Here is a 17,145-nt window from a genome sequence, read left to right as displayed (position 1 = left end):
ATCACGAGAGACAGTGTGTCACTAGCGCGGCCGACTGTCGGAACAGCTGTGCTTCAGTCGTGGGTGAAGACGGTCCTGCTACTTCCCGAAGCTGAAGTTGCTGTCGTCGGTCGCGGTGTTCAGCGCGGCGAGCAGATCCACGTGGATACGACTCTTGATCCCGGCCAGGTTCGCACCTCGGGTGCTCGTCAACGCTGCCGCCTTCGCGACCGCGTCGGACACCAGCGACTCTTCCGATGCCGTCGCCTCCACGATTCCGGCGGACACGGCGTCGGCACCGCCGTAGCGGCGACCGGTCGTCATCGCCTCCACGGCGGTCTGCTTGGGAAGCCGGGAGTTGATCAGTGCTGACATCCCGACGGTGAACGGCATGTTCAGGTTCACCTCGGGCAAGCAATAGAAACCGCGATCGACGCGTTGGATGCGGAAGTCGTGGGAGGTGGCGAACATCGCGCCCGCACCGAATGCGTGGCCCTGCACAGCGGCGACGGTGGCCATCGGGAAAGCAAGCAACCGGGTGTAGAGCGTGTGGACTCGGTCGAGGTACCAGGTGATCTTGTCCAGGTTGGCGAACAGCCAATCGGTGTCGAGACCGTTGCTGTAGAACTTGCCGGCCGACGTGGTGACCAGCGCCGCGGGGCCGGTCGAGGCCTCGACCTCGTCGAGCAACGCATGTACGGAGTCGATCCAGTCCGGGTGGAATCGGTTCTCCGGATTGTCCGAGCCGTTCTCGGCACCGAGGAACAGGATGTGGACGTCGCCGTCGCGTTCGAGATAAGGCATGCAGCGGATACTACCCAACGGTAACTTCCGCCGGTCGCACATCCGCGGCGTCGATCTCCTACTGTTGTTCATCGTGGCAATCACCGACGCACATGCGACCGACCCCGTGACCGATCCCGAGGGTGCCGCGCGCACCGCCGCCGACGCACTCGCCGCAGCAACCGGGATCGATACTCATACCGTGGCCATCGTCCTCGGCTCCGGCTGGCAGGCAGCAGCCGACGTGTTCGGCTCCCCCACCGCAACCGTGCGCATGGCCGACCTGCCCGGCTTCGCGCCACCGTCGGCGTCGGGTCACTCCGGCACCATCACCTCGGTGGACGTCGGCGGCACCCACACGCTCTTGTTACAGGGACGCACGCATGCCTACGAGGGCCACGACCTGCGACGCGTCGTGCATCCGGTGCGGACCGCTATCGCCGCAGGTGCCACGACCGTCGTGCTGACCAACGCTGCGGGCGGTATCCGAGACGGCATGAGCGTCGGACAGCCCGTGCTCATCTCGGACCATCTCAACCTCACGGCTCGTTCACCCCTCGTCGGTGCCGAGTTCGTCGACCTGGTCGACGCGTACTCCCCGGAACTTCGCGCGCTCGCGGCCGAGATCGATCCGTCGCTCGAGGACGGCGTCTATGCCGGCATGCCCGGCCCCCACTACGAAACTCCCGCCGAGATCAGAATGCTGCGCACGCTCGGTGCGGACCTCGTGGGCATGTCGACGGTGCACGAGACGATTGCCGCTCGGGCGAAAGGCGCACGCGTCCTGGGCATCTCACTGGTGACCAATCTCGCGGCCGGAATGACCGGAGAGCACCTGAACCACACCGAGGTACTCGCTGCAGGCAAGGAGTCCGCTGCCCGCATGGGATCGCTGCTGCACGAGTTGGTCTCCCGCCTGTGACCGAGGAGCTCACCGAGCGGGTACGGGCTTGGATCGCAGGAGACCCCGACCCCGCTGCTCGCGAGGAACTCGACGGCCTGCCCGATGCCGAACTCGCCGACCGGTTCAGCGGTCCCCTGACATTCGGTACCGCAGGTCTACGTGGCCCGGTGCGCGCGGGACCGAACGGGATGAACGTCGCGGTGGTGACGAAGACCTCGGCCGGCATCGCGGCGTGGTTGATCGAGAACGGTCTGGGTGGTTCCACGGTCGTGGTCGGTCGCGACGCCAGGAACGGCTCCGAACAGTTCGCATTCGCGGCCGCCGAAACCTTCTCCGCCCAGGGCTTCTCCGTGGTGATGCTGCCTCGGCCTCTCCCTACCCCCGTCGTCGCCTTCGCGGTGCGGGCACTCGATGCCGAGCTCGGCGTGCAGATCACCGCGTCGCACAATCCCGCCGCGGACAACGGGTACAAGGTGTACCTCCGCGGCGGCTCGCAACTGATCCCGCCGAGCGACGCCCAGATAGAAGCACTCATCGAGGCCACTCCCGACGCGATCGAGGTTCCGCGGGCGATCGTGCAGCCGGGCGGCTCCGACATCGCTGCGCGATATCTCGATTCCGTTGTCGCACTGCCACGTTCGACGGTTCGGGACATCCGCATCGCGCTGACTCCCCTGCACGGTGTCGGCGGTGAACTCGCGATGGCTGCGCTGCGTGGCGCGGGGTTCCGCGACATCCGGGTGGTCGAAGAACAGTTCGAGCCCGATCCCACATTCCCGACCGTGACGTTCCCCAACCCGGAGGAGCCGGGCGCTGCCGATGCGGTGCTAGAACTGGCGGCCGAGATCGAGGCCGACATCGCGATTGCCCTCGACCCCGATGCGGATCGCTGTGCGGTCGGGGTGCCCACGGACAGCGGGTGGCGCATGCTGACCGGCGACGAGACCGGGGCCCTGCTCGCGAACCATCTCCTCGCCGATGCGCCCGCCGGTTCACTGGTGGCCAACACCATCGTCTCGTCGCAACTGCTCTCCGCGCTCGCCCCGGCGCGCGGTGCCCGCTACGCCCGCACTCTGACCGGATTCAAGTGGCTCGTCCGTGCGGGCGAGGGCCTCGTCTACGCCTACGAGGAGGCCATCGGGCACTGCGTCGATCCGAATGTGGTGCGCGACAAGGACGGTATCTCGGCCGCGGTGGTGCTCGCGGATCTGGCCGCCGAATTGAAGCAGGATCGTCGCACCCTGCTCGACGTGCTCGACGACCTCGCGGTCGAGTTCGGCGTACATCTCGGTGCGCAGGTGTCGCGGAGGGTGCAGGATCTCGCCGAGATCGGGACCATGATGCATCGGTTGCGCAACGCCCCGCCGTCGGAACTGGCCGGAAGAGCTGTCACCGTGCTGGACTACGCCCAGCGCGACGACGAACTACGCACCGACGCAGTCGAGATCAGCGGATCGGGGCTGCGGATGATCGTGCGGCCGTCCGGCACCGAACCCAAACTCAAGGCCTACCTCGAAGTGATCGAGCAGGTCGACGGCCCCGAGGACCTGCCGAGAGCGCGGACGGCAGCAGGCGAGATCCTCGCCGAACTGACGGACTTCGCCCAGCACCTCTAGGCGTCGACGAGCCTTCAGAACAGCGCCGACTGCACCGCAGGCAAATCGGACGTGAAGGCCCCGAGTTCGATGCGTCGACCCTTGAGTGCCGCCAGATCGGCGACGTACGTGTCGTCGTCGATGGTCGCGATCACCGCCTGCCCGACGCACGTCCTGATCTCGAATCCGTGGGAACCCGTTGCGACATCCGCGGGGTAGGCGACGCGACTGATGTTCTCGCTCAACGCTTCCCGGCCTGCGGGCGGGACCCAGCGTTCGTCGATCGGGGTGCAGCCTGCGATGCCTGCCTCGGTCAGCATCTCGCGGACCTGCTCGGCCCGGGCAGCGGTGGCGGCCTCGAGCCTGTCCACGTCGATCGGCAGACACAGCGAGGCGGCTTTCGCCGTGGACCGCACCGCCTGCCGTAGCCCCATCGATTCGGTCACGAGATCCTCGGCCACCCGGACGGCTTTTCCGTCGTCGGCATGGGCGACGTACCGCGCACAGATGGCACCCTGCTCGGCGAGCCGGCCCCATTTACGCGTGTCCGCTGCCGTCCCGATCTTGAAGGTGCCGTTGGCAAACGCCGCCAGATACAGCCAATGTAGTTGCATGACATGCTTTTCCAGATCCCGCGAGACGAACCCGCTGCGATGCACGGTGTGCACGAACCGAAAGCTGTCCTTGTCGGCGCACGTCGCGCACTGCCCCGACACAACGGCTCGCTCCCGGCCTGGGCACGGTACGTAGCGCGGCGGGCCGTCGGCCCGAAAAGCCATGCGCCCGGTGCAGTACCGATCGGTCGCCGCACCCGGCGCATGGAAGCCGAGCCTGCGGCCGACCAGTTCGTGGAACTCGATCTGCTCGGTCTCGACGTCGAGCACCCGCAGTCTCGGGCGCGGTTCAGGCGACGCCTCCGAGGGCCAGGAGACCCCCAGGACCAACCGGTCGGCGGTATCGGAGATCAGCGCGGGCCGAACTGACGATCGCCGGCGTCACCGAGGCCGGGAACGATGAAGGCGTTGTCGTTGAGGCCGTCGTCGATGCTCGCTGCCACCAGTCGCACCGGCAGACCCGAGGCTTCCAGCGCGGCAACACCTTCGGGAGCAGCAACGACACAGATGGCCGTGACGTCCGCCGCCCCGCGGCCGACGAGAAGCTCGATCGTATGAACCATCGATCCGCCGGTGGCCAGCATCGGGTCCAGGACGTAGACCGGTGTCTGCGACAGGTCGTCGGGTAGGGATTCCATGTACGGCACGGGCTGGTGGGTTTTTTCGTCGCGCGCCATCCCGACGAAACCGACGCGGGACTGCGGGATGAGACCACTGGCCTTCTCCACCATGCCGAGGCCTGCGCGCAGAACCGGGACCAGCAACGGCGGTCGGGCCAGCCGAGTGCCCTCGGTGACCGCGACGGGCGTACGTACCTCGAAGGTGTCGATCGCAGCATCGCGGGTGGCCTCGTAGACCAGCATGTGGGTGAGCTGCCGCAGAGCCGACCGGAACGTGGCATTGTCGCTGCGCTCGTCCCGCATCCTGGTGAGCAGGGCTGCGGCCAGTGGGTGATCGACCACGTGTGTTTCCATGCCGACAAGGATAGGACTTCGGGGGCAGGACGCGAACGGCAAGTCACGGGAACCGAATGGCGGGCACCCGCGTCGAACCAGTTGGGCGTCGCATTCGGCGGCCGTGAATCGATTGCATTCTCAGGGGGCACCGATGGCCGAGCTCGTCGTCGAAACCGAGGGGGTCCTCGCATACGGTGCGGTGGCGTCGACCATGGCCGAGCAGATCGCCGCGGCGGGTGCTGCCGCGGCTGCGTGCGGCCCCGCTGTGCTGGCTCCGGTCTTCGGTCTGATCGGACAGGAGTTTCTCGGCGCTGTCACCGGCACCCATCTGGCGCACACCGATGCCGTGGTGCGCCTGGCCGACGCTGTGGCGAGCATCGGTTCCGCGGCCACCGCCTCCGCGGTGTCGTATGCCCTCACCGATGCCCGCACCGGCGCAACCGTTGCGGCTTCGGCCGCCGGTATCGCGCAGGACGCACGGTAAGCGCCGATGATAGATCTCCTGGCCCGTCCCATCGTCGATCTACTCGGAGCGTTCGGCAACGGCGCGCTCCCCACCGGCGGTCCGGCCGACGTGCTGCGGGTGTCCTCGGCAGCGATCGAGGCGGCGCAGGGAATCGGCAGGGTCGCGGTCACGGAGCTCGCTGCCAACTGGAACGGTGAGGCCGCCGACGCGGCCATTCGCTACGCCGAGAACGCTCATACGAGCGCAATCGCCCTCGCCGACCACGCCGACGACATCGCTGCCGTCGTGGATCAGGCCTGCCGCGACACCCATCGAGGCTTCCTCGAACTGCAGGCGATCGTGCAGTCCTTCGTGGGAATCGCACTGTCGGCCGGGCCGATCATCGCCACCCCGCCGGGGCAGACGATGCTGATCACGGCAGCCATCGAGCACCTCGAACGAGCCCTCGTGGTGGTGGCCCGAGTTCGCGGCGAATTGGCCGTCCACACCGCGAAAGTCGGTGAACTGGCCGCTCCGCCGACAATTCCCGCCCCCGTGGGCGGCGGACCGACACCGTCCCCCGGCTCCCCCTCGAATCTCATGACCTCGCCCGCGACGGCACAGGTGATCGAGGCAGGCGAGAAGCTGGCGAAGACGTTCGCGCAATCTCTCTCGTCCCCTGCTGCCGGGACCGAATCGCCGAGCATCGGCGGTACACAGAATTACCTGGGTAATACGGGTGCCGACCCCGCCCGCTCCCCCGAGCACACCGGCCGGGGAGTCGACGTACGGCTACCCGACGGCAGTACCGTCACTGCACCCAACGCCGAGGCCGCGGGTGCCGTCCGCAGCGCCTTGACTCAACAGGGTGTGCCGTACGCGTGGGGCGGCACCACGCCGGGCAGCGGGCTGGACTGCAGCGGATTGACCCAGTGGGCGTACGCCCAGCAGGGCGTCGAGATTCCGCGTCTGGCGCAGGAACAGGACATCGGCTCCGCCGTGGCACCGGGTGAGGTGATGCCCGGTGATCTCGCAGTCTGGGACGGACACGTGGCCATGGTCATCGGCAACGGTCAGCTCGTCGAGGCAGGCGATCCAGTACAGGTGGGACCGATCAGAACGACCAACAGCGGTATGGGCTTCAAGGGCTTCTACCGTCCGACCGAATGAAGGGCCGGCCGATGACGGACTCGGACACCACCGTCGTCAGCGCGGTTTCGGGAACTCGATCGGGATCGGTGACGGTGCGCGCCACCGAACACGGACTGCCGATCGGGATCGCGATCGACGAGCGCGAACTGCGATACGGCGGAGGCGCATTGGCGTCGACGATTCTCCAGCAGTGTGTACGGGCGAGTGCGGCCGCACGAGCTCAGCGCCGCACGCTCCTGGCCGAGGACGGTGTTCCCACCGAGGTTCTCCATCGCCTCGGTCTGCCCACCCGGGCCGGAGTCGCCGCCGAAGCGAACGAGAATCTCGCAGAGGACTCCGCACCCACGAGTTGGTTGAAGCAGGTATGACCCACAACTACACCACCGAACTCGACACTCTGGTCGGCAGCGCTCAGTACCGACTGGATGCGCTTCGCGAAACGCACGAGCGTCTGGACCGCATCAGAATTCGACGCACCTCGCCGGACAATCTGGTGACCGTCGTCGCCGATGGATCCGGTGCCATGGTCGAGCTCGAACTCGCCGAGAATCTCCGATCGGTTGCCGCCCACGCACTCGCTGCGACGATCACCGGAACGGCCGCGGAGGCCGCCGCCGCCGCACTCGACCAGCGCGAGGCGATCCTGCAAAGTCTGCAGGGTTCCTTCACAGACTCCTGAGATAGGCTTCGCGCCATGGCTGGAGACATCATCCCGATCGAACTCGGTCTCACCGCCGGTGACTTCTCCACATTGTGGGCACCGGAGTGGCGAGAAGGCGACGACGAGTGGGAGGCATTCCTCGGACACGAGGAAGACCTGTACGGATTCTCGACCGTCGCCGAGCTTGCGGCGTTCGTCAGGTCCGACGACGACAACGACCTGGTCGACCATCCGTCGTGGAGGGTGGTCTCCGCACTGGCGGCACACGAACTCGAGCCCGACGATCTACACCGCTTCGATCTGGTGGCGGTACCGGAGTTGGTGGCTTCCGACCCCGAAGCGGACGTTCTCGCCGAACTGCAGGCCACCTTCGACATTGTCTCCTCGATCGGAGATGTCTGCGAACTACGCGCCGTCACAAGCTTTTTCGGTTCCAACTCGTTCGTAGGCGCGGTCGGCGGAGGCGTCGAGAGCTTCCTCGGTCGCGAGGGCAGCGAGCTGTGGGACCGCATCGGAGCAGCGGTCGCCAAGCACTGGGACGACGTCCTCGACGCAGTCGATTCCATCGTCACCTCGCCCGCTGTCGACTCCGCTGCCGTTGCCGTCGCCGAAGCCGAGATCACCGCCGCGGCAGAGAACGCCGTCGACGCCGACGATGTCACCGACGACATCGACTCCGATTCCGACGACGACTCGGACGACGACGATTCGGACGACGACGCAGCCGAGGTGGACCGGGATCCGATCGCCGCGGCAGCTGCCGAGGAGACGTTCTGGACCACCGTCGGCATCGACCCGATTCGTATCATCACCTCGGACGACACGGTGTACACCCTGCGGTGCTACCTCGGTGACAAGCCGGTGTTCCTCGGCCGCGGTGGTGCCATCAGCGTGTTCGGTTCCGAGCGTTCGCTGGCCCGGTATCTGGCCGACGACCACGACCACGATCTGGCGCAGGTCAGCACGTACTCGGACGTTCAGACTGCCGCTATCGACGGTTCACTCGACATTCAGATCACCGACGACAACGTGTACGTGCTGCCCGGTCTGGCCGACGATCTCGCCGAGGGCCCCACTGCAGTGGACGTCGACCAATTGGACCTGGCTGTCGAATTGTTTACCGATGCAGCCGATTTCGCCGGTGACGATTCCGTGGACGAGGCGCTCGCCACGTCCACGCCGTTGGGTTGGTACGTCTCCTACACTCTCGAACCCAGTCCCGATCGGCTGGCTCCGAGCGCACCGTTCGACGTCGAGGCCGAGGCGTGGCGCGCCCTCGAGCGTGAGTTCGAGAGCCGACTACGCAAGAAGTAGCCGCCGGTCGGGTCGGGCGGTCAGCCGATCAATACTGCGTAACCCGGCTTGATGACGTCGTCGATGAGCGCCAGTCGCTCGTCGAACGGCAGGAACGCCGACTTCATCGCGTTGATGGTGAATCGCTCGAGATCGCTCCAGCCGTAGCCGAACGTCTCGACGAGCTTGGCCATCTCGCGACTCATCGAGGTGTCGCTCATCAACCGGTTGTCGGTGTTGACGGTGACTCGGAATCGTAGTCGGGCAAGCAGATCGAACGGGTGCGTGGCCAGCGATTCGGCGGCGCCGGTCTGGACGTTGGAGCTCGGGCACAACTCCAGAGGCATCCTCGTGTCGCGGACGTAGGCGGCGAGCAGACCGAGTTCGTGTGTACCGGCGTCGTCGGTGGTGATGTCGTCGGTGATCCGAACCCCGTGACCGAGCCTGTCGGTGCCGCAGAACGCCACTGCTTCCTGGATCGACGGCAGACCGAACGCCTCTCCTGCGTGAATGGTGAAGTGTGCGTTGCTCGCTCGCATGTATTCGAAGGCGTCGAGGTGGCGGCTGGGAGGGAATCCCGCTTCGGCACCGGCAATGTCGAAGCCCACGACGCCGCGGCCACGGAATCGGACCGTCAGTTCGGCGATCTCCCGCGAACGCGCCGCGTGCCGCATCGCGGTGAGCAGGGTGCCGATCGTGATGTTCTTGCCGCGAACCTTGGCCGCGGAGATCCCGGCCTCGAATCCGGCGAGCGTGTGGGTGACCACTTCGTCGAGGGTCAGGCCGCGTTCGAGATGCTGCTCCGGCGCGAAGCGCACCTCGGCGTACACGACGCCGTCGTCGGCCAGATCCTCGGCGCACTCACGTGCCACTCGGAACAGTCCTTCGGGGGTCTGCATCACGGCGACGGTGTGCGCGAACGTCTCGAGGTACCGCACGAGCGAGCCACTGTCCGCGGACTCGCGGAACCACTCACCCAGTGCCGCGCCGTCGGTGGCGGGAAGATCGCCGTAACCGCACTCGTCGGCCAGTTCCAGCACGGTCTGCGGGCGGAGCCCGCCGTCGAGATGATCGTGCAGCAACGCCTTCGGAGCTGTCCTGATCGACGCGAGATCGAGTGGCGCACTGCCACCGATCGAGGACTGAGTGTTCTCCGCGGTGCTCATGTGACGACGGTAGCGTGCGGCCCGCGCGCACGCGCGCCGGTCATTGCCACTCGGCGAGTCCGCGGATTCCCCCGATCCCTCCCGATTCTTCGAGGTATTTCGTTGCTTTGTTACTCCGATGAAAACAATTCCGTCGATACACAGCGGATCGGCGACGGAAATCGTAGTGTTCATCGCACACACGCGGCCGATTCTTGTCGGGTCCCCTCCGACGTCCTCGGTCGACTCGAACCTCGGAGAGACATATGTCCACTGTGGAACCGCCGAACACCCTTCCAGGGAAGGGACTCAACACCGGCGCACTCGGGTTGGTCGGCAACATCGTCATCGGCCTGTCGGCGGTCGCGCCGGCCTACAGCCTCGCCGCGACCCTCGGCTACGTCGTTCTCGCCGTCGGCGACAAAGCACCCTCGATGTTCCTCATCGCCTTCGTTCCGATGCTGCTCACCGCATTCGCATACCGCGAACTCGGCCGCGACACCCCGGACTGCGGAACGTCGTTCACCTGGGGCACCAAGGCATTCGGACCCTGGGTCGGCTGGATGGCGGGATGGGGACTCGCAGTCTCGGCGATCATCGTGCTGGCCAACGTCGCCGAGATCGCCGCCATCTACCTGTTCGAGTTCCTGGGGCTGTCGGGATTGGCGGAGTCCACCGCCGCAAAGGTCGCCCTCGGCTCGTTCTTCATCGCCTCGATGACCTATGTCAGTTTTCGCGGCATCCTCATCAGCGAACGTATGCAGAACGTGCTGCTGGTCGTGCAGTTCGGAGTGCTCATCGGAGTGTCGGTGACGGCACTGGTCAAGGTGGGGGCAGGGACCGCAGGGCCGCAGGCCATCACGCCCCAGTGGAGTTGGTTGGTGCCGACCGGAGTCACGATGTCCGACGCGGCGCAGGCCATCATCCTGTGCATCTTCATCTATTGGGGCTGGGATGCCTGCCTGGCCGTCGGCGAGGAAACGAAGGACTCGGAGAAGACGCCGGGACGCGCCGCGGTGATCACGACGCTGATCCTCGTCGCGACCTACGTTCTCGTCGGATACGCGGTGCAGTCGTTCGCGGGGTTCGGCGATACCGGCATCGGCCTGAACAATCCGGACAATGTCGACGATGTGCTCACCATCCTCGGCGGCCCGGTCGCCGGCTCGATCGTGGCGTCGCTGCTGCTGTTGACGGTATCCATCTCGGCGCTGTCCTCGACCCAGACGACCATCCTGCCGACCGCGCGCGGAACCCTGTCGATGGCCGTCTACGAGGCCCTCCCCAAGCGGTTCGCCAGCGTGCACCCCAAGTACATGACGCCCGGTTTCGGCACACTCGTGATGGGTGCCGCAGCCCTGATGTTCTACCTGGTGCTCACCTTCGTCAGCGCCAACGCGCTGCAGGATTCGGTGGCGTCGCTCGGGCTCGCGGTGGCGTTCTACTACGGCATCACCGCATACGCGTGCACGTGGTACTTCCGCCGGACGCTGTTCTCATCCGTCCGAAACCTGTTCATGCGCGGCATCTTTCCACTTCTCGGCGGGCTGTCCATGACATGGGCGTTCGTCCAGAGCGCCGTGGACATGATCAAGCCCGACTACGGTTTCACCGTCTACGGTCCCGTCGGCGGAGTCTTCGTTCTCGGTGTCGGCATGCTGGTACTCGGCATTCCGCTGATGCTGCTGTGCTTCGTGGGGAACAAGGACTTCTTCCAGGGCAAGACACTCACCGCGTCCACCGAAGTCAAGGTTCCGGACACTTACTAGAAGAGAAGGACCGAAACTCATGAAGATCACCGTCGGCTATCTCGCCACCCCCAGCGGCGACGACGGCGTAGCCCTGGCCATCGCCCTCGCTCGCGCCCTCGACGCATCCATCGACATCGTTCTGGTCATGGCTGTCGACGACCCTGTCATGGAAGGCAGCGGACCGTACCGAAAAATCCTCGAGGCCAGGGCGAAGGGCTGGGTGGACGACGCAGCCGCCCAGGTGCCGTCGGGCATCGAGGCGACCACGCACGTGCTCTCGCACGAGTCGTTCGCCCGCGCCCTCATCGACTTCGCCGTACACACCGATGCCGACCTCATCGTCGTCGGCGGTGCCGGAGACGGCCTGCTGAACCGGCACTCGATCGGTTCGGTCGCCGGTCAGCTGCTGCATGCCTCGGAAGTGCCGCTGGCACTTGCCCCTCGGGGCTACCGGCTCTCGGACGCGCCGATCACCGATCTGACCGTTGCCGTGCCCACTCGGGCCTCCTCCCCCAATCCGTTACCGTTCGCGATCACAATCGCCAGCGCGGCGCACGTACCGGTTCGACTGGTGTCGCTGGTCTCGCTCGAATCGACCGGGGCCCCCAGTGACGAGACCTCGCTGGATACGCGTCGCCGACAGGTCGCTGCCGCGCAAGAGAACCTCGAGCTCGCAGCACGTACTCTCCCCGACATCGACGGCCTGGAGTCGATCGTCGCCGACGGGTCCTCGTTGGACGAGGCGATGGGCAACCTCGACTGGAAGCCGGGAGATGTGTTGTTTCTCGGGTCGAGTCGTTTGGCAACTCCCAAGCGGGTGTTCCTCGGTTCGAGTGCGGCCAAGATTCTGCGTGCTGCCCCGGTGCCGGTGGTCGTGGTCCCGCACGAGTAAGAGCGGCTTCGCCGCATGTGAGCGATAGTTCGTAGTAGAGAACGAATTTCCGTGCACGTGCGGCGAAGCCGCTCTAACTGTCGAAGCCCAGACCCAGCGCATCCATGCCCTTCAGCCACAGTCCCCGCCGTCCCTCGTTCCGGTCGGCTCGGGCGAATGCCGCACGGGTGATGTTGATGCCGATCGATTTGAGGGGCTCGGGTGGGAACGGCAACGGCTTGGTGCGCACCATCTTCAGGCGTGTTCGTTCGGTGTCCTTGCCGTCGAGGAGATCGAGGGCGGTGCGGGCCCCGAAATGCGATGCGCCGACGCCGAGGCCGGTGAACCCGGCCACCGATGCCACCCGCCCGTTCATTCCGAGATCCCAGAAGGCACTGAACCGCGAGCACGTGTCGATCGATCCGCCCCAGGCGTGGGTGGCACGGATTCCCTCGAGCCCGGGGAACATCTGCAGCAGGTGCTCGGCGATCAGCGCGAACTCTTCGGGATGTTGGGTTCGGCGTGGGTCGGTGTCGCTACCGTAGAAGTAATGCGCGTCCCACCCGCCGAACAGGATGCGGTTGTCCGCCGTCAACCGGAAGTAGTGGAATCTGTTGCCGGAGTCGGCCAATCCTTCGCGGCCCGACCAGCCGATGTCGGCGAGCTGCGCCGACGTCAGCGGTTCTGTCATGATCACGTAATCCCATACCGGGACGATCCAGTGACGAAGTTTGCGGCGCAACGATTTCGATGCCGACGTGGCCAGCAGAACCTTGGCGGCATCGATGGTGCCGTAGCCCGTCTTCACTCGAATACCGTTGCCGGATCTGTCGATCGACAGCGCTCGGGTGTTCTCGTGGATGCGAACGCCGAGCGACTCCGCCGCATCGGCCAGGCCCCAGGCCAGTTTGGCGGGGTCGATCATGGCGACGTCGGGGTCGAACAATGCGCCCCGCGCCATCGGCGAGGTGACTCTGGACGCCACCGCATGGGCGTCGAGATATTCCATCGGCTGCGACAGTCGCCTCCCCTCGTTGCCGATTTCCCTCAGGTCGTCCACCTGCCAGTCGAAATTGGCGATGTCGAGTTCGCCGGTGCGCTCGATGTCGGCGTCGATTCCGTAGCGGTCCGCAGTCGCGCAGATGGCGTCGAGCGTTTCGGTGCCCATGCGCAGCAACTCGGGCAGTTCGTCGGCGTAGCGGTCGAGCCCGTTGCTCAATCCGTGCGTCAGGCTGGCCGCGCAGAAGCCCCCGTTGCGTCCGGTTGCCCCCTCCGCGATGCGGTCGCCTTCGAGCAGCACGATCGATCGGTTCGGATTCTCCTCTGCCGCATGCACCGCCGCCCACAGGCCGGTGAACCCGCCGCCGACGATCACCAGATCCGCTGTCGCAGAGCCGGTGTGCCGACTGCGCGGAGCCGGGCGTTCGGGACGGTCGAGCCAGTAGGACTCCGGTGCCGCGCCCGCCACCATCGCCACACCGCGATCGGTGGGTGTGGTTGCCCATGGTGCGTTCATCGGACATCTCCCTGAGTTGCAGCATCGGCCGACGCGAATACCGTTCGGTGCCAAGACTTTCGGGCCACACCGGTGATGTCGGTCATGACGTGCTTGACGGTGAGGTACTCGTCGAGCGAATAGCTCGACATGTCCTTCCCGAACCCCGAGGCCCCGAATCCGCCGTGCGGCATCTCGCTGATGATCGGGATGTGGTCGTTGACCCAGACGCAGCCGGCGGCAATCTCCCGAGCCGCTCGGCCTGCGCGGTAGACGTCCTTGGTCCAGGCGGAGGCGGCGAGTCCGAACTCGGTGTCGTTGGCGCGTCGGATCGCATCGTCGTCCCCGTGATGCTTCGAGACCGTGAGCACCGGACCGAACACCTCGTCGCGATAGATCTCGTCCTGCTCACCGACATCGGCGATCAGGGTGGGCGGATAGAACGCACCCCGGCCCTCAGGAACGCGGCCTCCGGTCACCACTCTCGCCCCCGCGTCCCGGGCCCGATCCACAATCGCCGCCACCCGATCTCGATGCGCGACGGAAATCAACGAGCCCATGTCGGTTGCCGGATCGGTCGGGTCTCCCATCACGACCCGTCCCATCAGCTCGGCGACTCCGGCAACGAAGTCGTCGTAGAGGGATTCTGCGACGATGGCGCGGGTGGCCGCCGTGCAGTCCTGGCCGCCGTTGATCAACGATCCCGCGACGGCTCCGTGGATGGCTGCATCGAGATCGGCGTCTTCGAACACCACCAGCGGCGCCTTGCCGCCGAGCTCGAGCTGCACCCGCGTGCCGTGCGCGGCCGCCTGTGCCATCACGCGCCTGCCGACGGGAGTGGACCCGGTGAACGTCATCAGGTCCACGCCCCCATGGGAGGACAGCGCGACTCCGGCGTCGACACCGGTTCCGGTGACGACGTTGAACACCCCGTCGGGCACACCTGCCTCGGTGGCCAAACGCGCCAACCGCAAGGTGGTCAGCGGCGTGAGTTCACTGGGCTTGAGCACGATGGAACACCCGGCTGCCAACGCCGGCATCGCTTTCCACACCGCCATCTGTAACGGATAGTTCCACGGCGTGATCGACCCGACCACTCCGACGGCGTCGCGCCGGATGACCGAGGTGTGCTCACCCGAATACTCGGCCGCGGCCTTGCCGTCCAGGTGCCGCGCCGCTCCGGCGAAGAACTCGATATTGTCGATGCTGCCCGGAACGTCGAATTCCGTTGCCAGTCTTGTCGATTTGCCGGTCTGCGCCACTTCCTCGGACACGAAACCGTCCACATCGGCCGCAACCAGTCTCGCCAGCTCCATCAACACGGTGCTGCGGTGCGCGGGAGTGGCAGTGGACCATGCGGGAAGTGCCGATCGGGCATGTGCGAGAGCAGAATCGACGTCTTCGGCGGTGGCCAGGCCGACGTCGGCGACGACGGCTCCGGTCGCGGGATCGTCGATCTCGTACCGATCACCGCTACCGTCGACCGAGCGTCCACCGATCCAACAACCAGGAATGTTCGCCATTACTGCAGAGTACCGTCGGTTCCACGGATTCTCTCTGTTTTCAACCTTTCGACAACCGATTCTGTCGTTCAGATCGAGAATCGACACGCTTTTCATCGTCGACGGGTTGTGTTCACGGCCGCGACAGTGACAAGATCGACCCATGCCCGAGCAACCGCCCATCGCACTCGACGACGTCTCCAAGGCGATCATCGAGCAACTCCAGGAGGACGGGCGTCGCTCGTACGCCGCCATCGGCAAGGCCGTCGGACTCTCGGAAGCGGCTGTCCGTCAACGAGTTCAGCGTCTGACGGACTCCGGGGTCATGCAGATAGTGGCGGTCACCGATCCGGTGCAGGTCGGATTCAAGCGGCAGGCCATGATCGGCATCAAGTGCACCGGGGACAGTCATGCGCTGTCCGAGGAACTGTCGGCGATCGATGCGATCGACTACGTCGTGCTGACCGCAGGGTCGTTCGACGTCGTCGTGGAAGTGGTGTGCGAGGACGACGAACAACTCCTGCAGATCCTGAACAAGCAGATCCGCAGCCTGGCCGGTGTCACCAGCACCGAAACGCTGGTCTATCTCAAACTCGTCAAGCAGCAATACAATTGGGGTACACGATGACGCGAACGACATCCGAGCTCGACGCTTCCGCAGCCAGGCATCTGTGGGGCCACTTCACCCGCCACGGCGCAGGGGTCACCCCCCCGATCATCACCCGCGGTGAGGGTTCGACCATCTGGGACTCGAAAGGCAAGAGCTACATCGACGGTCTCTCGGGGCTGTTCGTGGTGCAGGTGGGGCACGGCCGCGAGGAACTGGCCGAGGCTGCCGCGAAGCAGGCCAAGGAATTGGCGTTCTTCCCGCTGTGGTCGTACGTCACCGAACCCGCGATCGAGCTCGCGGAGAGGCTCGCCGGGTACGCCCCCGGCGATCTCAATCGCGTCTTCTTCACCACCGGCGGGGGCGAGGCCGTCGAGAGCGCATGGAAGCTCGCCAAGCAGTACTTCAAGAAGGTCGGCAAACCCGGTAAGCACAAGGTGATCTCGCGAGCGATCGCTTACCACGGCACCCCGCAGGGCGCGCTGGCCATCACCGGAATCCCCGCGCTCAAGGAACCCTTCGAGCCGCTGACACCGGGCGCGTTCCGAGTGCCGAACACCAACATCTACCGCGCCCCCGCTCCCCTGGACACCGATCCGAAGGCGTTCGGAATCTGGGCTGCGGACCGGATAGCCGAGGCCATCGAATTCGAGGGCCCCGACACGGTTGCCGCGCTGTTCCTCGAGCCGGTTCAGAATGCCGGCGGCTGCTTCCCTCCCCCGCCCGGATACTTCGAGCGGGTCCGCGAGATCTGCGACCGCTACGACGTTCTGCTCGTCTCCGACGAAGTCATCTGCGCTTTCGGCCGGATCGGGTCGATGTTCGCCTGCAGCGACTTCGGCTACGTACCCGACATCATCACCTGCGCGAAGGGAATGACCTCGGGCTATTCCCCCATCGGCGCAATGATCGCCTCCGACAAGCTCTTCGAGCCGTTCGACGACGGCACGTCGAGCTTCGCGCACGGCTACACCTTCGGCGGCCACCCCGTCTCCGCCGCCGTGGCCATGGCCAATCTCGACATCTTCGAGCGCGAAGGCATCAACGCGCACGTCGCAGACAACGCACCGGCGTTCCGCGCGACGCTCGAGAAACTGCACGACCTGCCGATCGTCGGAGACGTCCGCGGCGAGGGATTCTTCTACGGCATCGAGTTGGTCAAGGACAAGACCACGAAGGAGACGTTCAGCGACGCCGAAGCCGAACGCATCCTGCGCGGGTTCCTGTCCACCGCTCTGTTCGACGCAGGGCTGTACTGCCGCGCCGACGATCGCGGCGATCCGGTGGTACAGCTGGCTCCGCCGCTCATCTGCGGTCAGAAGGAGTTCGACGAGATGGAACAGATTCTGCGCAGCGTTCTGACCGAGGCGGGGAACCTGATCTGACCGACGG

17 protein-coding genes are annotated in these 17,145 nt (G+C 65.9%); 11 read left to right on the top strand and 6 right to left on the bottom strand.

Features of this window, described 5'->3' with window-relative positions:
• Positions 1 to 78 precede the first annotated feature (78 nt).
• A complete protein-coding gene (locus MTX35_RS10225) occupies positions 79 to 783 on the bottom strand; it encodes an enoyl-CoA hydratase-related protein (protein WP_243594849.1) in 705 nt (234 codons plus the stop codon).
• Between MTX35_RS10225 and MTX35_RS10220 the strand changes: the two genes are divergently transcribed.
• Positions 782 to 1,684: a purine-nucleoside phosphorylase gene (locus MTX35_RS10220; RefSeq protein ID WP_279395814.1), complete on the top strand. Its 903-nt coding sequence runs from the start codon at positions 782 to 784 to the stop codon at positions 1,682 to 1,684. The genes MTX35_RS10225 and MTX35_RS10220 overlap by 2 nt on opposite strands.
• Positions 1,681 to 3,282: a phospho-sugar mutase gene (locus MTX35_RS10215; RefSeq protein ID WP_243594847.1), complete on the top strand. Its 1,602-nt coding sequence runs from the start codon at positions 1,681 to 1,683 to the stop codon at positions 3,280 to 3,282. Before MTX35_RS10220 ends, MTX35_RS10215 begins: the two co-directional genes overlap by 4 nt.
• 14 nt (positions 3,283 to 3,296) lie before the next feature.
• On the opposite strand, the gene MTX35_RS10210 is transcribed toward MTX35_RS10215, so the two are convergent.
• Positions 3,297 to 4,145 carry a DUF2797 domain-containing protein gene (locus MTX35_RS10210; RefSeq protein WP_243594846.1) on the bottom strand — a complete coding sequence of 283 codons (849 nt, stop codon included), beginning with the start codon at positions 4,143 to 4,145 and terminating at the stop codon, positions 3,297 to 3,299.
• An 80-nt stretch (positions 4,146 to 4,225) separates the two neighbouring features.
• The gene (upp, locus tag MTX35_RS10205) at positions 4,226 to 4,849 is read right to left on the bottom strand and encodes a uracil phosphoribosyltransferase (RefSeq protein WP_243594845.1); all 624 of its coding nucleotides are present in this window, start codon (positions 4,847 to 4,849) and stop codon (positions 4,226 to 4,228) included.
• 133 nt (positions 4,850 to 4,982) lie between these two features.
• Here upp and MTX35_RS10200 point away from each other — a divergent pair, with 133 nt between their 5' ends.
• The 5 genes from MTX35_RS10200 to MTX35_RS10180 are packed head-to-tail and all read left to right on the top strand — an operon-like array spanning position 4,983 to position 8,403.
• Positions 4,983 to 5,315, top strand: a complete 333-nt coding sequence (locus MTX35_RS10200) for a type VII secretion target (protein WP_243594844.1) — start codon at positions 4,983 to 4,985, stop codon at positions 5,313 to 5,315.
• 6 nt (positions 5,316 to 5,321) lie between these two features.
• Positions 5,322 to 6,446, top strand: coding sequence for a C40 family peptidase (locus MTX35_RS10195; protein WP_243594843.1), 1,125 nt, complete (start codon positions 5,322 to 5,324; stop codon positions 6,444 to 6,446).
• Between the two features lie 11 nt (positions 6,447 to 6,457).
• Positions 6,458 to 6,796 carry a hypothetical protein gene (locus tag MTX35_RS10190; protein WP_243594842.1) on the top strand — a complete coding sequence of 113 codons (339 nt, stop codon included), beginning with the start codon at positions 6,458 to 6,460 and terminating at the stop codon, positions 6,794 to 6,796.
• Complete coding sequence (locus MTX35_RS10185) at positions 6,793 to 7,107, top strand: YbaB/EbfC family nucleoid-associated protein (protein ID WP_243594841.1); 315 nt, start codon at positions 6,793 to 6,795, stop codon at positions 7,105 to 7,107. Before MTX35_RS10190 ends, MTX35_RS10185 begins: the two co-directional genes overlap by 4 nt.
• Positions 7,108 to 7,122: 15 nt before the next feature.
• Complete coding sequence (locus MTX35_RS10180; RefSeq protein ID WP_243594840.1) at positions 7,123 to 8,403, top strand: primosomal protein; 1,281 nt, start codon at positions 7,123 to 7,125, stop codon at positions 8,401 to 8,403.
• 20 nt (positions 8,404 to 8,423) lie between these two features.
• Here the strand turns inward: MTX35_RS10180 and MTX35_RS10175 are convergent, their stop codons facing one another.
• On the bottom strand, positions 8,424 to 9,548 hold the full coding sequence (locus tag MTX35_RS10175) for an adenosine deaminase (RefSeq protein ID WP_243594839.1): 1,125 nt from the start codon (positions 9,546 to 9,548) through the stop codon (positions 8,424 to 8,426).
• A gap of 245 nt (positions 9,549 to 9,793) precedes the next feature.
• Here MTX35_RS10175 and MTX35_RS10170 point away from each other — a divergent pair, with 245 nt between their 5' ends.
• Both MTX35_RS10170 and MTX35_RS10165 read left to right on the top strand, forming a co-directional pair.
• Complete coding sequence (locus MTX35_RS10170) at positions 9,794 to 11,296, top strand: APC family permease (RefSeq protein WP_243594838.1); 1,503 nt, start codon at positions 9,794 to 9,796, stop codon at positions 11,294 to 11,296.
• Positions 11,297 to 11,315: 19 nt separating this feature from the next.
• A complete protein-coding gene (locus tag MTX35_RS10165; RefSeq protein ID WP_243594837.1) occupies positions 11,316 to 12,170 on the top strand; it encodes a universal stress protein in 855 nt (284 codons plus the stop codon).
• A 73-nt stretch (positions 12,171 to 12,243) separates the two neighbouring features.
• Here MTX35_RS10165 and MTX35_RS10160 read toward each other — a convergent pair whose 3' ends face one another.
• Both MTX35_RS10160 and MTX35_RS10155 read right to left on the bottom strand, forming a co-directional pair.
• Positions 12,244 to 13,665, bottom strand: a complete 1,422-nt coding sequence (locus MTX35_RS10160) for an FAD-binding oxidoreductase (protein ID WP_243594836.1) — start codon at positions 13,663 to 13,665, stop codon at positions 12,244 to 12,246.
• Entirely contained in the window at positions 13,662 to 15,167 is a 1,506-nt protein-coding gene (locus MTX35_RS10155) for a gamma-aminobutyraldehyde dehydrogenase (protein WP_243594835.1), read from the bottom strand. The genes MTX35_RS10160 and MTX35_RS10155 overlap by 4 nt, the downstream gene beginning before the upstream one ends.
• A gap of 142 nt (positions 15,168 to 15,309) precedes the next feature.
• Between MTX35_RS10155 and MTX35_RS10150 the strand changes: the two genes are divergently transcribed.
• Both MTX35_RS10150 and MTX35_RS10145 read left to right on the top strand, forming a co-directional pair.
• A complete protein-coding gene (locus tag MTX35_RS10150; RefSeq protein WP_243594834.1) occupies positions 15,310 to 15,774 on the top strand; it encodes an Lrp/AsnC family transcriptional regulator in 465 nt (154 codons plus the stop codon).
• Positions 15,771 to 17,138 carry an aspartate aminotransferase family protein gene (locus tag MTX35_RS10145; protein ID WP_243594833.1) on the top strand — a complete coding sequence of 456 codons (1,368 nt, stop codon included), beginning with the start codon at positions 15,771 to 15,773 and terminating at the stop codon, positions 17,136 to 17,138. The genes MTX35_RS10150 and MTX35_RS10145 overlap by 4 nt, the downstream gene beginning before the upstream one ends.
• Positions 17,139 to 17,145 lie beyond the last annotated feature (7 nt).

Origin of the sequence: Rhodococcus sp. ARC_M12 (genome assembly GCF_022810385.1) — a bacterium.
GTDB lineage: Bacteria > Actinomycetota > Actinomycetes > Mycobacteriales > Mycobacteriaceae > Rhodococcoides > Rhodococcoides navarretei.
This window is presented reverse-complemented; position numbering and strand designations above follow the sequence as displayed.

Coding starts and splice junctions, on each gene's coding strand:
- MTX35_RS10220 (WP_279395814.1), top strand. CDS start 782: ATGCAGCGGATACTACCCAACGGTAACTTCCGCCGGTCGCACATCCGC.
- MTX35_RS10225 (WP_243594849.1), bottom strand. CDS start 783: ATGCCTTATCTCGAACGCGACGGCGACGTCCACATCCTGTTCCTCGGT.
- upp (WP_243594845.1), bottom strand. CDS start 4,849: ATGGAAACACACGTGGTCGATCACCCACTGGCCGCAGCCCTGCTCACC.
- MTX35_RS10200 (WP_243594844.1), top strand. CDS start 4,983: ATGGCCGAGCTCGTCGTCGAAACCGAGGGGGTCCTCGCATACGGTGCG.
- MTX35_RS10195 (WP_243594843.1), top strand. CDS start 5,322: ATGATAGATCTCCTGGCCCGTCCCATCGTCGATCTACTCGGAGCGTTC.
- MTX35_RS10190 (WP_243594842.1), top strand. CDS start 6,458: ATGACGGACTCGGACACCACCGTCGTCAGCGCGGTTTCGGGAACTCGA.
- MTX35_RS10185 (WP_243594841.1), top strand. CDS start 6,793: ATGACCCACAACTACACCACCGAACTCGACACTCTGGTCGGCAGCGCT.
- MTX35_RS10180 (WP_243594840.1), top strand. CDS start 7,123: ATGGCTGGAGACATCATCCCGATCGAACTCGGTCTCACCGCCGGTGAC.
- MTX35_RS10175 (WP_243594839.1), bottom strand. CDS start 9,548: ATGAGCACCGCGGAGAACACTCAGTCCTCGATCGGTGGCAGTGCGCCA.
- MTX35_RS10170 (WP_243594838.1), top strand. CDS start 9,794: ATGTCCACTGTGGAACCGCCGAACACCCTTCCAGGGAAGGGACTCAAC.
- MTX35_RS10165 (WP_243594837.1), top strand. CDS start 11,316: ATGAAGATCACCGTCGGCTATCTCGCCACCCCCAGCGGCGACGACGGC.
- MTX35_RS10160 (WP_243594836.1), bottom strand. CDS start 13,665: ATGAACGCACCATGGGCAACCACACCCACCGATCGCGGTGTGGCGATG.
- MTX35_RS10155 (WP_243594835.1), bottom strand. CDS start 15,167: ATGGCGAACATTCCTGGTTGTTGGATCGGTGGACGCTCGGTCGACGGT.
- MTX35_RS10150 (WP_243594834.1), top strand. CDS start 15,310: ATGCCCGAGCAACCGCCCATCGCACTCGACGACGTCTCCAAGGCGATC.
- MTX35_RS10145 (WP_243594833.1), top strand. CDS start 15,771: ATGACGCGAACGACATCCGAGCTCGACGCTTCCGCAGCCAGGCATCTG.